The organism is Variovorax sp. GW821-FHT10D07 (genome assembly GCF_059415325.1).
Map to the genome: position 1 here is coordinate 46993 of NZ_JBWKMZ010000010.1, position 19444 is coordinate 66436.

General features: G+C 73.8%; 10 protein-coding genes. 1 reads left to right on the forward strand and 9 read right to left on the reverse strand.

What is annotated here, in order from left to right; translation table 11 throughout:
* Nucleotides 1-138: 138 nt before the first annotated feature.
* The 3 genes from AC07PU_RS26085 to AC07PU_RS26095 are packed head-to-tail and all read right to left on the reverse strand — an operon-like array spanning nt 139 to nt 2444.
* The gene (locus AC07PU_RS26085) at nt 139-1101 is read right to left on the reverse strand and encodes a FecR family protein (RefSeq protein ID WP_398494225.1); all 963 of its coding nucleotides are present in this window, start codon (nt 1099-1101) and stop codon (nt 139-141) included.
* A 46-nt stretch (nt 1102-1147) separates the two neighbouring features.
* Nucleotides 1148-1708 carry an RNA polymerase sigma factor gene (locus AC07PU_RS26090; RefSeq protein ID WP_093341874.1) on the reverse strand — a complete coding sequence of 187 codons (561 nt, stop codon included), beginning with the start codon at nt 1706-1708 and terminating at the stop codon, nt 1148-1150.
* 10 nt (nt 1709-1718) lie between these two features.
* Entirely contained in the window at nt 1719-2444 is a 726-nt protein-coding gene (locus AC07PU_RS26095) for a secretin and TonB N-terminal domain-containing protein (protein WP_495321463.1), read from the reverse strand.
* A 212-nt stretch (nt 2445-2656) separates the two neighbouring features.
* Here AC07PU_RS26095 and AC07PU_RS26100 point away from each other — a divergent pair, with 212 nt between their 5' ends.
* A complete protein-coding gene (locus tag AC07PU_RS26100; RefSeq protein WP_490880280.1) occupies nt 2657-3010 on the forward strand; it encodes a hypothetical protein in 354 nt (117 codons plus the stop codon).
* A 33-nt stretch (nt 3011-3043) separates the two neighbouring features.
* On the opposite strand, the gene AC07PU_RS26105 is transcribed toward AC07PU_RS26100, so the two are convergent.
* The 6 genes from AC07PU_RS26105 to AC07PU_RS26130 all read right to left on the reverse strand — a co-directional run bounded on the left by AC07PU_RS26105 (nt 3044) and on the right by AC07PU_RS26130 (nt 19435).
* Nucleotides 3044-15028, reverse strand: coding sequence for a putative filamentous hemagglutinin family protein (locus AC07PU_RS26105; protein ID WP_495321464.1), 11985 nt, complete (start codon nt 15026-15028; stop codon nt 3044-3046).
* A 113-nt stretch (nt 15029-15141) separates the two neighbouring features.
* Nucleotides 15142-16161: a FecR family protein gene (locus tag AC07PU_RS26110; protein WP_296787944.1), complete on the reverse strand. Its 1020-nt coding sequence runs from the start codon at nt 16159-16161 to the stop codon at nt 15142-15144.
* 46 nt (nt 16162-16207) lie between these two features.
* Complete coding sequence (locus tag AC07PU_RS26115; RefSeq protein ID WP_208508040.1) at nt 16208-16711, reverse strand: sigma-70 family RNA polymerase sigma factor; 504 nt, start codon at nt 16709-16711, stop codon at nt 16208-16210.
* The gene (locus AC07PU_RS26120) at nt 16708-17418 is read right to left on the reverse strand and encodes an STN domain-containing protein (RefSeq protein ID WP_495321465.1); all 711 of its coding nucleotides are present in this window, start codon (nt 17416-17418) and stop codon (nt 16708-16710) included. Before AC07PU_RS26120 ends, AC07PU_RS26115 begins: the two co-directional genes overlap by 4 nt.
* Before the next feature lie 170 nt (nt 17419-17588).
* Nucleotides 17589-17957: a hypothetical protein gene (locus AC07PU_RS26125; RefSeq protein ID WP_495321466.1), complete on the reverse strand. Its 369-nt coding sequence runs from the start codon at nt 17955-17957 to the stop codon at nt 17589-17591.
* Between the two features lie 5 nt (nt 17958-17962).
* Entirely contained in the window at nt 17963-19435 is a 1473-nt protein-coding gene (locus AC07PU_RS26130; protein ID WP_495321467.1) for a DUF1501 domain-containing protein, read from the reverse strand.
* Nucleotides 19436-19444 lie beyond the last annotated feature (9 nt).

The window sequence follows — 19444 nt, forward strand, 5'->3', positions numbered from 1 at the left end:
CCATGGGTTCGTGTTGCGTTGCTCGATCGATGCCGCGAGGCCCGCGGCCTCGTGGTCTACCGAGCTATGACAGCGAAGCCACGGCGCGACTGCACCATGTCACGAAAACTTCACGAACGGCCCGCGCCACCCCGGCGCTCAGGCGCTGGCCAGGCCCAGCAGCACGATGCCGCCCGGCAGCTGCGTGAGCTCGGCGCCATAGACGTCGCGCACCAGGAAGGCCACGTCGTCGAGCCGGTCGATCGAGAAGCTGGCCTGCACCCTGGTGCGCCCCAGCGCCGCGTTGGTGATCACCAGCCGGCCATGGCGGTAGCGGTTGACCTCGGCCACCACCTCCGACAGCGGCACCCGGTCGAACACCAGCTGGCGCCGGCGCCAGGCGCTGACCGCGCCGGTATCGACCGCCGCGACCGCGCCGAGGCCGGCCGCGCTCCAGCGCAGCTGCCGCCCTTCGTCGAGCCGCACGCGCTGCGTGCCGCGCGCCACCTCGACCTGGCCCGACAGGCAGGTCAGGCAGACCTCGCCGTCGAGGTTGCGGATATTGAAGCGCGCGCGCTGCGCCGACACCGTGCCGCCCGCGGCCGTGACGGTGAAGCGCGCCGAGCCCGAGGCCTCGTTGGCGAACTCGGCCTCGCCGGCCACGAGTTCGACGCTGTCGCCCCCGCCGCCATCGCCCGCCGCGCGGCGCAGGTTCACGCGCGTGCGCGTGTTGAGTTGCAGCACCACGCCGCCGGCCACGTGCACCTCGCGCTGCTCGCCGGTCGCGGTGCTGTAGTCGGCGTTCCAGTCCGTCACCGGCGACCAGAGCCCGAGCGGCGGCGACACCGCGAGGTAGGCGACCGAGGCCGCCACCGCGCCGCCGAGCCAGGCACGGCGGCCCGGCATCGGCAGCCGGTGGCGCGCCGCGCGCTCTTCCTGCCGGCGCAGCTGCAGCCCGGCCGGCGCCATCGCGCGCCAGACCTCGCGCGCCTGCGCGAAGGCCTGCGCATGCGCGCGGCTGCGCGCGCACCAAGCCTTGAAGGCGCGCGCGTCGTCCTCGTTCGCCTGGCCCGAGGCCAGACGCACCGCCCAGGCCTGGGCTTCGCGTTGCAGGGTCTTCATCGCGTCGGGATCTCCGGGTTCGTCGAAGGGCGCGGCTTCATCGTTTTCAGCCTTCATCTTGCTTCGACTGTTTTCCGGCGCCAGGACCGAAGCGCTGGATGAAATCCCGGCCCAATCGCTCGCAGCAATGCTCGAGGCCGGCGCGCAATTCCTTCTCGACCGTGCGCACCGAGACGCCGTAGCGCGTCGCGATGTCCTTGTGCGGCATCTCGTCCACGCGCGCAGCCAGCACGATCGCCTTGCGCCGGCGCGGCAGCTCGGCCAGCGCGCGTTCGAGCGCCGCGAGCTGGTCGCGCGCCTCGGCGCCGCGCGCCGGGTCGGCCATCTCGTCGGCCATGTCGTAGAGCGCCTCGACCTCGCCCACGCTCAGCAGGCGCGCGTTGCTCTTGCGCTGGTCCTCGGCCACGTTGAGCGCGATGCGGAACAGGTAGGCCGAGGGATAGCGCACCTCGCTGCGCACCGTGCTGTTCTCCACCCGCAGGTAGGCTTCCTGCAGCGCGTCGTTGGCCAGGTCCTCCGAGCCCAGCCGCATGTGCAGGTGCTTCCTGAACTGGGCGTAGCGCGCGAGGAACAGCGTCCGCAGTGCGGCCTTGAAGCGGTCGGGCATCGCCGCTCCCTCAGCCCGCGCGCGACCGATGGGGCCGGCAATCGCGCGCCGGGTCGGTGCGCGGGGTCAGCAGGATCGTGAGCGGCTGCGGCAGCGCGGGCGGCGGCGCGTCCAGGGCCAGGTCGCGCAGGCTGCGCAGCACGCGCGCATCGCGCTCGCGCTGGCCGCTGCCTTCGAGCACCCGGATGTCGCGCACCGCCCCGTCGGCGTCGATCCACAGCTGCACGCCGAGCCGGTAGCGGCCGAAGGCATCGGGCTGTGCGATGCACAGCACGCGCGTGATCGAGGATTGCAAGGCGGCCGCGTAGTCGCGCAGGTCGGCGGCGGCTTCGTCGTCGCGGCCGCTGCCCTCGCCGCGCGAGGCCACGGGAGCGCTCGCCTCGGCCACCGATTCGGGCACCAGCGTGAACGACTGTTCGCCGACATAGCGCGCCACCAGGCCGGACCCCACCAGCAACTGGCGCAGCGCATCGCGCGGCGCGAGCCGGCCCTGCACCGACGAGGCCGTGCGGCCCTCCGCCAGGCTGCTGCTGACCAGCACCGAATGGCCGGTGATGCGGGCGAATTCGGCCAGCGCATCCTGCAGCGGCTGCGCCTGCATGTCGAAGTTCAGCGCGCCGGCCCCCTCGCGCGGACCGGGCAGTTGCGCGTGGGCGAAGCGCGCGCCCATCATCAGCAGCACGACGAGGCACCAGGACAGCGACAGGGCACTGCCCGAGGCGGAAGCACGTGTCATGAGGCGGAGGAGAGAGGCAAGGAAGTGCTGCGGGGAGAAAGTGGGGGCGCGACCGTCCGCCTCGCGGCCTGGCTCGATGTTCGCGGCCTGAGGCTATTCGGCTGACATGACCGACCCATGACAGGTGCCGGACTCCCGAGTTCGCGACACCGCCGCGACTTGTTTCCGGCCTACACTGGCGCGTTTTTTTCTTCCAGGGATCGGAGACTTCGATGCGCGCAGCCTGTGGATGGATCGCGATGCTGGCCGCCCTCGGCAGCCTGGGCGCCATGGCGCAGGAAGCCGCCCCGGCCAATCCCTGCATGGAGGTGACGGTGAACGGCGAGCGCGCGCCCTCCTACGACTGCCTGACGCAGAAGATGCGCCCGCCCGCGTCGGCGCCGCGCGACACCGACGGCGTGCCGCAACTGGCCTCGGAAGCGATCGCCAACCGGCCTTCGAACCAGCTCGGCCTGTTCAACCGCGCGGCCACCAGCACCCGCATGGGCAATACCTTCGGCACCTCGGTGTATCCGCAGCGGCCGCCGACGGTGGCGCCGGTGTCGCCGTTGATGCCGGGGCGTTGAGGGAACGAGGCCGCGCCGCGGCCTCGCCTCGTCTCAATAGCCCAGCGTTCGCCGCTCCGCCGGCGTGAGCTGGTTGCGCTCGGCCGGCCCCATGGCCGAATCGCCGAGCACCTGCACCGCGCTGCCGCTGCGATAGCCGGTGCGCTGCGGCGCGGCATCGTTGCCGGCCGGCGCGGCGGGTGTGCCGGGCATGGGCTCGTTGCCGAAGCCCAGCACGCGCACCGTGAACACGGAGGGCAGCGCCTGCCGCGCGGCCGTGCGTTCGCGCTGCACCGAGTCCTGCGCGGCCATCGCGGCCTGCGAGGCGGCGGCGCTGGCGCTGGTGAGCGCGCCCACGTTGACCGAGGCCACCACGGGCAGGCCGCTCGATTCCCCCTTGACCTGGATGTTGGCCGCGTTGACCACCTGCAAGGCGGCGAGGTTGACGTTGCCCGAGACGCGGATGCCGGCCTCGCCCGCGTCGATGGTGCCCAGTGGCGCGATCAGGTCGACGTCGCCGGGCGGTACCTCGGCGATCGGGGCCAGGGTGGCGATGCCGGCGCCGGTGCTCGGCACGTTCGGCGCCAGCGTGGCATTGCCCAGGGCGTCGTAGCTGCGCTTGGGCGGCGTGTAGACCACGGTGGTCTTGGCGCCGCGCCCGGCGTTGATGTCGCCCTCGGCCGACCAGGCCAGGATGCCGCCGCCGAAGGTGGTCATGATGCGCGACAGGCCCAGCAGCACGCTGCCGCGCGTGAAGATCTCGACCTCGCCCGCGCCCTGCGTGAGCAGGCCGGTGCTCGGCGGCGGCAGCACGCCGTTCGCGCCGAGCGTAAGGCCGCCGCCGGGCGCGAGCACCTGGATGCCGCCACCGAACAGCGTGTGCGTGCCCGCCGCGCCCTGGAACACGATGCTGCCGCGCCGCTCGACCGGCTGCCCCTGGGCATCGGCTGGCGGCAGCAACGCGCCGATCGCCTCGCGCCCGCGCAGGTAGCTGCCCGCGCGCCGGCTCTCGGGGTCGTTGTATTCGCGGCCGCCCTGGCGCAATTCCTCGTAGAACACCTCGCGCACCAGCACGCCCTGCTGCTCGGCCGGCAGCGCGAGGAAGGCCGCGAGCGCGCCCTCGGCACCGCCCGCATAGCCGAAGCGCTCGCGCAGCCAGGCCAGCAACCGGTCCTCGTAGGTCTTCGCGACCTTGCCGGCCTGGTCGGCCAGCGGGCTGGCGGCATCGGCGAGCCTGGCGCGATCGAAATAGCGCGCGGCGAAGCCGGCGTAGTCGGGCCCGCCCGCGCCCACGCCGGCCGACAGCACGATCGAGGCGCCGGGACGGGTGTCGCCCTCGGCGACCGGACCGATGCTGCGCAGCGTGGATGCGCTCACCTGGTTGCCCAAGAGCGGCTGCCCCTGCAGGATGTTGCGCCCGGCCGAGACGTCCAGCAGGCCGGGCCCCGCCACGTCGAGCGTGGCGTTCAGCACGTCGCGCCCCGCATCCAGCAGGGAGACGTCGAGCGCGCCGTTGTGCGCGATGTAGCCGGTCGCGATGATGTCGCGGCCGGCGCGCATCTGCACCGGCTTGCCGGCGATGTAGAAGTTCTCCACCGCGGCGCCACCCTCGTAGCGCGCGACATAACGGCCGGTGTTGGCCAGGATGTCGCCGCGCACGGCATACAGGCGGATCGGCTCGCTGCCCGGTGCGTGCAGCAGGGTCGCGCGGTCGACGCCGTGGCCGAACAGCACGCTGCCCTCGATCAGGAGGTCGTAGAGGTCCGCTTCCGGCGACGGCACATCGAGCGGGCCGTAGAAGTTGCTGGCCACCCACGCGCCGGGGGAACCCAGCAGCCACAGCGGGCGCTCGGGCGTCGCCAGCGCGGACAACGGCCCGCTCGACATCGCGGAGGTGCCGGACACCCGGTCGCGCGCCAGCAGCTCGAGCCGACCCTGGCGCGAGGGCGCGAGCGTGATGTTGGTGGCGATCGAACCATTGGCCGCGATCGCCGACAGGCGGCCCGGGTCGTAGCGGATCCACTCCCCGTTGTTCGTGATCGACTTGCGCTGCTGGATGTCGCCGCCGGCCGAGAAGAGCTCGAGCCCGCTGCGCTCGGTCCACAGCGTGAACGAGGTCAGCGCCGGATTCTCCTGCCCGTCGAACGAGGCCTGCGTCGCGCCGCCGAGCAGCACGACACGCCCGGCGTCGCGCGAGGTGAGCGCCATCAGGTCGCCGCGCGCATCGACGGCCATGGTGCCGTCGCCGACCACCAGGCCGAGCCAGCCGTAGCCGAGCCGGTCGCGCGGCGCCTGCGCGTCGACCGCGCGCGGGTCGAGATCGGACTTCAGGCCGTAGCCCGATTCCAGCGTCATGCCCACCGCGCCCGCCCTGACACGGCTGTCGCCGCGCAGGTTGACGAGCTGGCCGCCGGTGGTCGGTATCTCGCCGATATCGCGGCCGGCGTTGATGCGACCGCCGACGTCCACGCTCAGGCGTCCGCCGCCCGATGCGAGCACGGTGCCGTCGGCGCCCACGCGGCCGCTGGAAGCCACGACCAGGTCGAGCGCCGAAGTCGTGCCGCCGACGTCGGCCAGGCCGAGGTTCGAGGTCGATCCGGCATCGCCGCCGGCGCGCACGCTCAGGTGCCCGCCGCCCAGCGTTCCGATGCCGCCGAAGCCCGCCAGCTCGATGCCGCCGGAGAGCGGCGACACGGTGTACTGGCCGAAGTTGATGCCCCAGGCCGCGCGCTGCCCGAACTCGGCACCGCCCTGGCGCCAGAGCCAGTAGCCGATGCCGTTGCTCGACTTGAGGTTGCTGGTGTCGCCGATCGCGAAGCCGCGCACGTCGCCCTGCGCCGACAGCAGCAGGTCGCCGCCGCCCTCGGTGAAGAACATGCGGCGCGCGTTGAGCGTGGCCTCGTAGTCGGGGTAGCCGAGCACCGAGCCGTCCCAGGTGCGCGCGCGCGGGGCGTCCCACGCTTCGCTGCCGGCGATCTGGGTGCCGGCGGTGTAGACGCCGAAACGCGAGGACTGCCGGTAGTCGCGCCCGGCCAGTACGTCGAGGTAGCCGGTGCCGGTGCGCACCACCGAGATCGCGTCCTCGGGTCCCGACTGCGTCGACGAGAGGTGCGGATCGTCCAGCAACACGTCGCCGCGCGCGCCGAGCAGCGATGCAGCGGTCACGCCGCGGGTGTCGGCCGACGCGAGGTCGGCACCGCCCACCAGCCGCATCGACCACGAGCGCATGCCCGGCGCGAGCATGTCGGCCACGACCATCATGCGGCCCTGCCCGTCGGGGCGCCGGCTCCAGCCGAAGTCGTCGGGCGTGTCGGGTGGCGGCGCGAAGCCGTCGGAGATGCTGCCGTTGATCACCAGGTTGCCGCCCGCGCGCAGCACGACCACGCCGGGTTCGCCGGAACCGCGCCGCGATGCATCGGCGTTCGGCCCATAGCGCCAGCCCGAGAAATCGAGCTCGCCGCGCACCGTGAGGTCGCCCTCGCTGCGCAGCTCCAGGCCGGGGCGCAGGTGGAAGGCATCGCCGAAGGCGCGCAGCCCCGCGAGCCGCGCGCGGGTGGCGCCACTGGCATTCGCCGCGTCGATGAAGGCGCGGCTGTCGGCGTGCAGCGTCTCGAGGTAGGCGCTGTCGACCACGCCATCGGCCGGCGCGTGGCGCGCGAAGGCATTGACCGCGATGCTCTCGGCGCCGCGCACCGTGAGGCCGGCGGCCGCGTCCACCGCCACGCCGTCGGCGCCGAGGCGCGCTGCGTTGACCTCGAGGCGCCCGCGCGCCACCGCGTCGGCCGAACGCAGGTCGATGGTGGCGGCGGCGTCGAGCCGCACCGTGCCGGCCGCGGATGCGAGCTCGACCTGGGCCCGGTTCGAGGCCTCGATGACCTGTCCGCGGCCGTCGAGCGCCAGGCGCGTGCCGTGGGCATCGAGCACCGCGCCCGGCGCCAACAGCAGCCGGTCGCGCGCGGCCAGCCGGATGCTGCCCACGTCCTCGCCGCTGGCGTCGATGCGGCCGTTGACGGTGAGCGAGCCGCCGTCGACCGACACCTCGATGCGGTTGGCGCGCAGTTCGTCGCCGATCGCGAGGTCGCCGGTCTTCACGACGAAGCCGCGGCCGCCGAAGACGCCGCCCTCGTTCAGGCGCCGGTTGAGTCCCGCGAAGTCGTCGAGCGAGCGGGCGCGGATGTCGATGCTGCCGGACTCGCGCGCCGCCGGCGAGGCGCCGAGGATGGCGCCCGCGAGCTGCACGCGGCCGTCGGCGCCCGTGGCGGTGACGCGGACCGAGCCCGCCGGCTTGCCCGCCGCCGAGACGTCGATGCGCGAGTCGGCGGCCTGCTCGACCGCGCCATGGGTGGATTCGATCAGCAGGTCGCCGCCGCTGCTGAAGCGCGTGAGGTCGAAGAAGCCCAGCGCACGCCCCGCGAGGTCGATGGCCGCGCCACCGCCGAGCCGCACATCGCGCTCGGCCTCCAGCACCAGCCGGCCGCTGGGCAGCGCCACGGCGGTGTCGAGCTCGATCGAGCGCCCGGCCAGACGCACTTCGGCGCCCAGTGCTTCGGCACCCGCGACGCCCGCGCCGCCGCGGCCCGCGCCCTGCGGCGCCGTCACGCGCACCGCGTCGCCCGCGCGGTAGGCCATGAACGAGCCCGCCTCGCCGGTCAGCAGCGGCGTGTTCAGCAGCAGCTCGCCGCCACGGCGGCTGGCCGCATCGGCGCCCTCGCGGTACACCGACAGCGTCGCGCGCCGGTTGGCCGTGATGCGCTCGGTGGCGTCGAGACCGACGCGCGAGAACCCCAGGATCAGCCGGTCGAGCGCGACCTGGTCCTGCGCCCGCTGCAGCGGGCCGTAGCCGAACTCGATGCGGCGCGCATCGACCACGAGGCTGCCGGCGCCGGTGCCCGGGCCGCCGGGCGCCACCGCGCCGGGCGCGCGGCTCGCGAACGGCGCTTCGGGCGTGCCCGCCCCGGTGGACAGGCCGTTCCAGATCAGCGTGTCGGTCGCGATCCGCGCCCTGTCCCCCGCCGAACCCCAGCCGTAGACGGCGGGCGTGTTCAGCTGCAGCACCGCGGGCGCGATGCCCGCGCCGTGCGCCGCGCGCAGGTCGAGGTCGACGCTGCCGAAGAAGTTGAGCGCGTTGCCCGCGGTCAGCGTGAGCTGCTCGATCGGCGTCTGGCCCGGCACCGTGGGCCGCAGCAGCCGCTCGAGCATCTCCTGGCTCAGGCGCACGCCGGGAGCGATCGCGCCCTGCGCCTCGGCGGCCGCGAAGGATTCGCGCGTGCCGACGTTGATCGCGGGCGCGGCCATGGCCAGGTAGCGCGCGTTGATCTCGGCCTCGCCGAGCGTCACCGGGCCGCTGCTCAGGAAGCTCACGGTGCCGCGGGTGCGCAGCATCGCGCCGTCCGCGATGGTGATCGACCCCCGCGTCGCCGACGGATCGCCCTGCGGCGGCGCGAAGTCGTAGACGCCGTTGCCCACCGCGAGGATCGCGTTGGCGCCCTGGCTCGCCGAATCGAGGTAGACGTAGCCGTAGCTGGAATCGAAGCCGGCGGTGCCGCTGCGCGAGGTGTCGACCAGCGCGCCGCGCTCCACGCGCACCTCGTGCCCGGTCAGGAAGACCTGGCCCGCCGCGAGCCGCGCGCCGTCGCGCACGACCACGGCCGCCTGCTCGGCGCCCGTGATCACCACGTGCGGACCGACCGGCACCTGGCCCGAGCCGACCACCACGAACACGTCGCGCAGGCCGTACACGCCGCCCACGATCAGCGTGCCCGCGTCGAAGGCCGAGAGCTGCGCCGCGTCGAACGAGACGAAGCCCGGCGTGGCCGCCGCGCCCGGCGCCACCACCTCCGCCGCGCGCCGGCCGGTGAGGAACAGGTTGCCGTCGAGCGCGGCCGCGCTGCCCGAACCCGCCCCCGCCTCGCCGCGCAGCCGCGCCACGCCCTCGAAGGACAGTGCCCGGCCGGTCGCGCTGCCGGTGTCGATGTGCACGCTCTGGCCGTCGCGCTCGAGGCGCGCGCGCACCTCGCCGAAGGTGGCGGCGCGCGCGAGCGCGAAGTCGGCGTAGCTGGTCTCGTTGTACTGCGAGAGGCTGCGCACCGCGCTGCCCGGCGTCAGCGTGACGGCGGTGGGCAGCGCGTCGCGCACGGCGGTGTTGGCGATGCCGAGGTAGCCGCTGGCGCGCACCGATCCACTGGCGCGCAGCGACTCGAAGGCCTGGCCCGAGCCGCCGCCGAGCTCGATGCGCCAGGCGCCGGGCAGCAGCGCGTAGGTCGAGGGCATCAGCGTGTAGGTGCCCGCGGGCAGGCCGCCCACGGGCGCATCGAAGCGGATCTGCTGGCCGATGCGCGGCGCGCCGGCGCCCGCATCCGGGGCCACCGGCGCGTAGCCGCCCGCGAAGCCCGGCACCAGCGCATAGACGCCGGCGCCCGCGCTGCTGAAGCCGTAGAAGGGATTGGCGTCGACCAGCGGCGTGCGCAGCACGTCGACCGAGCCGCCGCGCCCCGTGAAGAAGCCGGCGCCGGTGAGCCGGCCGCCGCCCGACACGTCGAGCACCGCGCCCGCCTCGGCCGTGATCCGCGACTGGCCGAAGGCCACGCCGGGGCGCACGAACTGCTCGGCATACAGCTCCGGCCGGCCGGCCACCGAACCCAGCGGCAGGTACTCGACCGTCTGGCCGTTGTAGGCGTAGCGGATGTTGTCCACGGTGCCGCCGTAGGGCATCACCATGCCGGCGGCGCTGGTCGAGGTGAGGCTGCCGTCGCGCAGCAGCACGTCGAACATCTGCTCGCGCAGCGGCGGCGTGCCGATGCCGAAGGCGGGCTTGGTGCCGAAGATGATCGAGCCCAGCGGCGCGCGCACCACGCCGCCCTGGTCGATGGTGGCCGCCGCCAGCGTGAGCGTGCCGAAGGCCGAGGCCGGCATCGCGGGCGGCGCGCCGGTGCCGCGGATCGTGAGCCGGCGCGCGGGATCGTAGCTGTCCGTCTGGCCGATGACGGAGCGCAGGGCCACGCGCAGCTCGCCGGTGGCGCCGGTGGTGGGATAGAGCTGGGCCGCGGTCACCGTGAGGTTGCCGCCGGTCTCGAGCGTGCCGTTGGTGAAGCGCACGTCGCCGCGGCTGGTCAGCGCCACCTCGTCGAAACCGTGGAGGTCCAGCGGCCGGGCCTCGACCAGCCAGCCGAAGGGCGTGGCCACGAGGCCCTGGCTCACGCCGGTTGGGCCGAACAGGTTGGAGGCCCGCACGTCGATCAGCTCGGCCTGGATGTCGAGGCGGCCGCTGTTGGCGGTGGAGGTGCTCCGCGGCACCAGGCCCGACAGGAATTCCGGCGCCTGGACCTCGATGGCGACCTTGCCGTCGAGCAGCACGTACGGCGCGGCCAGCACGACCCGCGCGGGCGGCGCGGCCGTGGAAGCGGCGAAGGCGCCGCGCCGCAGGATCAGGCTCTCGGGCAACCGCAGCTCGAGGTCGCCTTCGATCTCGAGGATGTCGCGGTTCCACAGTTCCAGCGTGCCGAAGCCGCCCGCGCGCACCTCTTCGGCGCTCAGGCGCGCACGCGCATCGACCAGCGAGCCGTCGGCCACGCCGGGCCGCAGGCCGGCGGCGGCGCCGCTGGCGACGCGGTCCTGCGTCAGCGTCATGACCTGGACGCGGTGCGCGTTGCCCGGCGGGTTCTCGAGCGCCAGGTTCAGCGTGCCACCGGCCGCGCCCTCGCCGCCCGCGGCGGCGCGCAGGCTGCCGTCGTTGAGGATGCCGCGCGACGAGCCGATGCGGATCAGGCCGCCGTCGCCGGCCAGCCGCTGGAGGCGCGCACCGCCGGGCGGCAGGTTGTCCTGCGCCGCGTCGACCTCGGCGTAGGCGCCCGAGGCGTCGAGCCGCGCGCCGGGCCGGATGATCACGTGCGCGCCGGTGGTCTTGAGGAAATCGCGGCTGGCGCGGGTGTAGTCCTCGAGGCCGATGCGGATCGAGCCGCCGTCGGGCGCGATGCCGTAGCGCAGGCCGTCGCCGTCGAAGGCGGTGTACGCGCGGCCGGCGGCGTCGAGCACCGCGTCGCCGCCGATCCAGATCGACGTACCGAGCGGCGCGAGGCCCAGGGCGGTCGTGCCGCGCGTGACGGCGCTGGTCAGCACGATGTCGCCGCCGGGCGCGACCACCCGGCCCTCGACCGTGAGCTGGCCCTGCGCCACCAGCCGCGCCTGGCGGCCGGGATCGACATCGATCTGCACGCCGCCCGGCAGCAGCAGCTCGGCGCCGTGCAGGCTCAGGTCGGCGCCGGTGCGCGCCGTCAGGCGGTGCCGCGGCGCATCCTCCGCGTACAGCGGCGGCAGCCAGCGCTCGAGCGCGCGCGCGGTGTCGGTGCCGCTCGGCAGCTCGCGCGCATCGGCCGCGGCACGCAGCACCGGCACGCGCGGCGCGAGGTCCTCGTTCACCAGGACGCCGCCGAAGCTGGTGAGGCGGTAGCGCGAGAAGCCGCTTTGCAACAGCGCCGGATCGAGCCGCTGCGCCGGCACGAAGTCGACGTCCTGCGCGAAGCGCGTGCCGCCATCGACGATCCGTCCCGGCGCATAGACCGTCGGGATCGCGGCGCGCTCGTCGGCCTGCTGGGTGAAGGTGTAGGGAAAGGTCGGGAGGCCGGCGGGAAAGACCGCCGACGGCAGCACGGTGCCCGGCACGAACTGGCCCTGGACGTAGTCGATGCGGGTGCCGGCGGGCATCCGGCTGCCCGCCTCCAGGGACCCGAGCGAGGTGCCGAGCGTGACACCCACTGGCACGACCCAGTCGGCGCCCGTCACGATCGGCGTCGTGATCTGGGCCGAGACGTAGTCGGCCAGGGCGACGTCCTGCACCGTCACGCTCAGCGTGGTCGAGGCGCGCATCGGCAGCCGCTCGCCGAGCCCGATGCGCACCTCGCGCGCGAGCACCACCGCCAGCGGCACCGCCGTGCCGGCCGCGAGTCGCCCGCTTTCGAGCAGGGCGTGCTCGCCGAACACCACGCTCGAAGGCGACTGCAGCGTCAGCGTGCCGCCGCCCAGCACGCCGCTGGCGCGCAGCTCGCCGTCCAGCCGCAGTTGCACGCCGGCGGGGTTCTCCTCGAGGTTGGTCTCGACGAATGCCGCGCCGGCCAGCAGGCTCGCGCTGCCGCCGCGCCCGCCCGCGAGCCGGCCGTTGCGCGCCAGCGTCGCGCCCGAGGACACGTCCACCACGCTGCCGCGCTCGAGCACGATGCTGCCGTGCGTCATGCGCACCGAGAGGCTGCCGCCGTCGACGAAGGCGGTGCTGGCCTCGCCGTCGACGTCGCCGCCCTCGCGCTGCTGGTTGCTCCACGCGCCGCGCAGGTCGAGCCGCGCGCCCTGCGCGAGCACGAAGCTGGACGACCCGTCCTCGCGCACCAGCAGCGTGCCGAGGCTCGGCGAACTGGTGGTCGCCACCGGCGCGATGTTGCCGACCACGATGCTGCCGGCGCGCGCGCTCACGTCGGCCTCGATGCGCGTGGTGGGCGCGACGATCTCGAGCCGGCCGCCGTCGGCCAGCCGCAGCGCGCGCTCGATGCGCACCTCGCCGTTGGCGACGATCTCGAGCCCGCCCAGGCCGAAGCCGGACAGCCGCGCCGCATCGAGGAAGGCGGTGCCGATGCGTTCGGCGGGCAGCGCGGCGGCCGGATCGCTCGCCAGCGCATCGGCCACGTCGGCGACCTCGCCGATGCGCACCCGGGTGTCGAAGGCGCCATCGACGCCCACGCCGCCCATGCGCCGCAGCGCCAGCGTGCCGGCTCGCGCCACCGCGAGCTGCGACTGCGCATAGCCGTCCTGCGCCGCGCTGCGCGCCTGCGTCTGGCGCGGGCCGCGGAACACCGTCGCCTCGACCTCGCCCTCGAGCACCGCCGTGGGCGCGCTCACCACCAGCCGGCCGGCATCGCGCCCCACCGTGTAGCCGTTCTCGAGCAGGCGCTGCGGGCCGATCAGCGGGTTGTAGAAATAGCCGGTGGTCTTCCTGCCCCAGCGCGCATGCGCATCCTCGAAGCCGCGGTACACGCCCTCGAACAGCATGTCGGCCGGCGCCTTGTCGAGCCGGTACAGCCGCCCGTCGCTGCCCTTGAGCCAGCTCTGGTTGAGATAGCCGGTGCGCACGTCGATCGAGCCGCCCGACAGGTTGATCGCGGCGCCGCGCTGCGTCACGACCTCGGCCGCGCCCAGCGAGACGGTGCCGCCCTGCGCCAGCCATTCGCCGATGCCGTGCGGCTGGTTGCCCAGGTAGCCGCCGACCTCGAGCAGGCCGCCGGCGGTGTAGTAGCGATCGCTGTCGTACACGCCCGGCTTGGCCGGCACGTAGCTCAGGCGTCGGCGATCGATCCAGACGTTGGCGTTGTTGAGCTTGCCGGTGTCGCGGTTCAGCGGCGCGTCGCGCTGCTCGTTGCCCTGGATGTTGACCTGGACGTTGTTCGACGCCATCGCCACGCTCACGCCGACGGCGCCCGCCACGTCGAGCCGTGCCTCGTTCGCCACCAGCACGCGCCGCGCCGCGCTCGCCGCGACCTGGCCGCCGGTCGCCAGCACCAGCGAGCCGCCCTCGAACTGCACGTCGCCGCCCGACACGATCTCCACGCGCGACAGGTCGCGGCGGTCCTGCTGGCGCGAGAGGTTGTCGAACACGCCGGGCGTGGCCTGGGTGCGCAGCCGGTCGAGGCGGGCCGAGTCGGCCATCAGCACGTCGCGCTGGCTGTCCAGCGCGCTGAATCGATCGTCCGCGTCGATCAGCACCGCCGTGACCGCCTCGCGGCCTGTGGCCACGCGTCCCTTGGCATCGGCCGCCGAGTTCAGCAGGTGCACCGTGCCGCGCGCGTTGACGGTGGTGGTGGAGAGCGCCACGCCGTCCTGGCGCACCGTGCGGCCAGCCAGCGTGATGTCGCCCTCGCTCGCGACGATCAGGCCGCTGTTGCGCACCAGCCCGGCCGTGCTGTCGGGCACGAACCGCGGCGCGATCTCGTTGCCGCGCGTGGTCGAGAAGGTGTTGGCGTCGGTGCCCACGCCCTTGCGGATCGCGAAGCTGTCGCCGGCCGCGAGCTGCGCCTGGCCGCGCGGCGTGGCGATGCTGCCGGCGTTCTCGACCTCGTGCCCAAGCAGCAGCACGTAGCCGCCGCCCTGCGTGACCGACACGGGCTGCCGGGTCGCGATGCGCGCGCCGGCCTGCACCTCGACCTTGCCCAGCGCATCGGTGAACACCGGCTGCGGCTGGCCGTTGACCTGGGCGCTGTAGAGGCCGTTGTTCCGGAACTGCTCGTCGCCGATGCGGGCCGCGGCCGCCACCAGGTTGCGCGTGTCGACTTGGCTGGTGCCGCTGAACACCACGCCGTTGCGGTTGGCGATCAGCACCGTGCCGTCGGCCTTGATCTGGCCCTGGATGCGGCTGGGCCGCGCCTGCGGATCGTTGACGCGGTTGAGCACCGCCCAATCGGGCTGCTGCTGGAACTCCACCGTGGTGTTGCGCCCGACGTTGAAGCTCTCCCAATTGAGGATGGCGCGGTCGCCGGTCTGGCGGATCGCGACCGTGGTGCGGCCGTTGGCCTGCGTCTGTTGCGGTGCCTGCGCGTTGAGCCAGCCCGCGCTGAGGCTGTTGCCGTCCACGCGCAGGCCGCCCTCGGCCAGGCCGTCGGGCACCGAGGCCTCGCCCTGCGCCGCCAGCCGCGCCGCGGCCTGGGCCGCCTGCTGGGCCGCGATGCCGCGCGCAGCCAGCTGCAGGTTGTCGAGCGAGCGCTGCAGCTCGGCATTGGCGCGCTGCTGCTGCGCCTGCGGGTGGGTCAGCAGCGCGGCCGGCTGGCCGTTGGGCAGCCGGCCGGTGGCGGTGGCGGTGGCCTGCGCCATGTTCTTCTGCGCCATCCAGCCGGCGCTGAAGGCGCGCTGCGCCTGCGCGCCGCCGGCGGCCAGCGCCATCGCGAGGCCGGTGATGGCCCAGGCGACCGGATGCAGCGGCTGCGCCTGGCGCGGGATGGCGCCCTGGGCGCGGGTTGGATGGTGCGGCGGGGTTCGGTCGGTGGCGCGTCGCGGGGTCGAAGACATGGTGGCGGGTCCGTGTAGGCGTCGGGGTCGGTCGTTGAAGTCCTGACCTAGACGTTGGCGCAGCGAAGACCCGCCAAGGAAATCCGACTTTTTTTGCGCGCCCGCGGCCGCGCTCAGCCCAGCATCACGATCCCGCCCGGCCAGCGTGTCGCGCGCGCGCCGAACAGCACCTCGATCTGCTCGATCGCCTCGTCGAGCGCGTTGATCCGGAAATGCCCGCTGAGCCGGTGGCGCGCGAGCGAATCGCTCGCCAGCACGACCCGGCCGTTGCGGTAGCGGTTGATCTCGTCCACCGCCTCGCTCAGGGGCGTGGCGCGGAACACCAGTTCGCCACGGCGCCAGGCCTGGGTCTGCGCCATGTCCACCTGCGCCACCGGCGACACGCCGGTCGCGCCGCACCAGATCTGCTCGCCCTCGCGCAGCGCGACGGTGCGCGTGGGATGCATCACCTCGACGCGGCCCTCGATGCAGCTCACGCGGTAGCGCTCGTCCTGGCGCCACACGGCGACATTGCCCACGCCGGGCACGATGCGCAGCTCGCCCGCGACCAGCTCGACGAAGGGCGCGCCGGGGCCGCGCCGCAGCGTGGCCTCGCCCGCGATCAGCCGGATGCGCTCGCCGCCGCCGGCCGCGGCGCCGGGCTGCACGGCGAGGCTGGTCTGGGTGTTGAGCATCAGCTCCACGTCGGCCGCCAGCGTCACCGTGGCCTGCTGGCCGGTGCCGGTGCGGTAGTCGGCCACCAGCTCGGACCACGAGGGCCACAGCGCCAGCGGCGGATGCACCACCGCCGCGATGGCCGCGGCGCCCGCGCTCGCGAAGCCCGCGCCGAGCAGCCAGCGCCGGCGCGTATCGACCGCCACCGCGGCCTGCACGGCCGCGCGGCCCGGCGCGGCGGCGGCCTCGGGAAAGAGCCGCTGGTGCGCCTGCGCCACGCCGCCGATCGCCTGCCATTCGCGCTTGGCGCGTTCGAAGGCCTGCGCATGGCCGGGGCCGCGCGCGCGCCACTGCGCGAGCTGGCGCGCGTCCTTGCGCGTGGCCGCGCCCGAGCGCAGCCGGCGCACCCAGGCGCGCGCCTCCTCGTCGAGACGGGAGGCAAGGACTTCGGAATCGTCGTCGGCCATGTTCGAGATCATCGGTGTGCTGCTGACTGGACGTTCGGCGCCGGGGCCGACCGCCAATTCAATCCTTGCGCGGCCCTCGCATCTGTTCGACGCAGAACTCGTGCGCCAGGTGGATCTCGCGCTCGACGCGGCGCAGCGAGATCGCGTAGCGCTGCGCCAGCTCCTTCTGCGGAATGCCCTCGACGCGCGAGGCGAACAGCAGTTGCCGGCGCAGCGGCGGCAGCAGCTCCATCGCGCGCGCCACCGCCTCGAGGTCGATGCGCGCCTCGACCGCGACCGCCGGGTCGATGGCCTTCTCGTCGGTCATCAGCAGCTCGTCGATCTCCTCGCCCGAGAGCTCGAGCCGGTCGGCGCGGATGCGGTCGATCGCGATGTTGACCGCGGTGCGCAAGAGGAAGCTCTGCGGGCTGTGCACCGGGCCGGCCGGCGCGCGCACCGAGAGCTTGACGTAGGTGTCGTGCAGCACGTCCTCGGCCAGCTCGACCGAGCCGAGCCGGTGCGAGAGCTTGCGGCGCAGCACGTCGTAGCGCTCGACCAGGAAGTTCAGCAGGCCGGCGCTCATGGGCGGCAGTCGCCGGTCTGCGCCGGCTGGCGCGGCAGAATCAGCAGCGCGATCGGCTGCGCCAGGCCCTCGGGCGGCGCCGACTCGAGCGCCAGGCCGGTGAGCCGCGCGGCGATGCGCGCATCGCGCCGCTCGTTGCCGGTGGCATGCAGCACCACGCGCTCGACCACCGGGGCCCCGGCATCGATCCAGAGATTGAGCGCCAGCCGGTAGCTGCCGGGCATGGTGACGGGATCGCCGCACAGCGCGGCGGTCACGCGGGCCTGCAGCTGCGCGTAGTAGGCGCGGCGCGCGGCGCTCGCCGCGATGGCGGTTCGCGTGTCGGCCGTCGCGGCAACGGGCGACGTCCCGGCGGCGGGCGCCTCGGGCCGCATCAGCATGAAGGCCGCCTGCGAGGTGTAGCGCACCACGATGCCGCTGCCCGCGAGCAGCTCGCGCAGCGCGGCCTCGGGCGTGTGCTCGCCCTGCAGCGGGCCGGCCATGCGGCCGTCGGCGATCGCGTCGTCGTAGAGCAGCGACTGGCCGGTCTGCGCATGGAAGCGGCTCAGCGCCGCAGCCAGCGGCAGGCGCGGAATGTCGAAGTGCATCGGCGCCGCGGGATCGGCCACGGCGGTCCGTGGCGCGTCGGCGCGCGCGGCCGGCATGCCGCCCAGGAGCACCGCCACCGCCATCAGTCCCGCCGCGAGCTGTGAACCCGCTGCGGGCATGCCGGATCGAGGAAGGAGGTGCAGGAAAGGTGCATGCGCGGCGTGTTCGGAGGAGCCGGGCCGTGGACGTCGGGACCATCGCAGCCTGGGCGAGCCGGATGGTGACTGCGCTGCGTGACGGATTCGTGTCGGTGCGATGACAGGCGGCGCCGCGCTGGCCGCCCGGCGCCTCAGCGGCTTGCGCCGGCCTGCCTCGAGCGGCCGCGCACGCGCTCGTAGCGGTAGACACGAAAGCCTTCGTCCTGCACGAAACCCACGGGCTCCCAGCCGCGCGTCAGCGCGCAGTCGGTGATCTGCGCCATCTGCACGCCGAGGTAGTCCTGCAGCACGTCGTCGACCGCGAGTTCGAACTTGCGCAGCTCGCGGTCCAGCGCCTCGATGGCCGCGATCGCGGCCGCGACGCTGGCGAAGGGCCGGCGCCGCGCCAGGCCGAGGCCGGGCGTCGAGGGCGGTGCCTCGCGGCGCGGCTTCGGACCGAAGTCCACGCTGATGCCGCCCTCGACGCTGTCGAGGCTGCCCATCAGTGTCACGTGGCCCATGATGTTCATCCCATGAACCCGATGTCGCGCGGATACGCGATGCCGTTGGCCGTGCGCCCGAAGTTCTTCAGGTTCGGCAGGATCCCGTCGAGCTGGCTGTCGGGCACGCCGAACCAGCGCGCGAGCGTGGCGGCGTACTGGTCGACCGAGGTGGTGGGCAGCAGGCGGCCCTGGCCCACGTGCCACTGGTCGGCATCGGCCGCGGTGTTGCCGATGCTCACGGGCGGTGGCGTGCCGTAGATCGCCCTGCCCTTCACCGCGCCGCCGACCACGAAGTGGTGGCCGCCCCAGCCATGGTCGGAGCCGTCGCTGTTGTACGAGAGCGTGCGGCCGAAGTCGGAGGCCGTGAAGGCCGTGACCTGGTCGCCGAGGCCCAGCGTCGCCATCTGGCGATGGAAGGCGGTCATCGCGTCGGACAGCCGCTGCATCAGGCCGGGCTGGTTGGCGATCAGGCTGTCGTGCAGGTCGAAGCCGCCCATCGAGACGAAGAAGACCTGGCGCTTCACGCCCAGCGAGGCGCGGCCGCGGATCAGGCGCGCGACCATCTTGAGCTGGCTCGCGAGGCCGTTGTTGGCCGGGAAGGCGCCGGCGGGAAAGTCGCTCTGGATCGCCGCCGTGACCTGGCCCTCGGCCTTGACCGCGCGCCGGACCACCTTGCTGTATTCCTCCTCGAGCGTGTGGCCGCGCGATTGCTGCGCGAGCTGCTGCATCGCGGCCTTGACGGTGTCGGAACCGAACAGGTTGCCGGTGTTGGTGCCCACGCTGTAGATGCGCACCGCGCCGCCGGTGCCGACCTGGTACTGCAGCGCCTGGTCGCCCGAGAGGAACACGGCATTGCCCGAGACCGACATGCAGGTGAACAGCGAGCCCGTGTTGCCCGACAGCACGAGGTCGCCGATGTTGCCGCCCCAGCCCACGGTCGAGCCCTCGGGCGAGGACGACTGCCAGACCGACTGCTGGTCGTTGTGCGAGAACAGCTTGGGCGGCACCGGCCAGGACTTGCGGTTGCCGCTGTCGTACTGGGCGCGCGTGATCGGCGTGATCAGCGGGCCGACGTTGAGCTGCACCGCGACCTTGCCCTCGTTGTGGAACAGGTCGGCCAGCGCGGTCATCGACGGATGCAGCGCGTACTGGCGGCCGCCCGGCAATGCCTGCGTGGGCGCGAGCAAGGTGGGCAGCAGCTGGGCGCGCGCGATCGCGATGCCGCCGCCGGCATCGCCGTTGCCGCCGCGGATCTGGCTGTACTTGCCGTAGCTGTCGGTGTCGTAGGTGACGACCGTGTTGGCGTAGTCGTTGCCGCCGTAGAGGAAGACGCAGACCAGCGCCTTGTAATCGTCGCCGGGCGCGGCCTGGGCTGCGGCCTCGCCCATGGTCGCGAGGTTGAGCGCGAACGGCAGCGCGGTGCCGGCCATGGCGAGCTGGCCCGAGCGGCGCAGGAAGGCGCGCCGGGTGTGGCGCGCGGGATCGATCAGATGCATGGGCGCCGC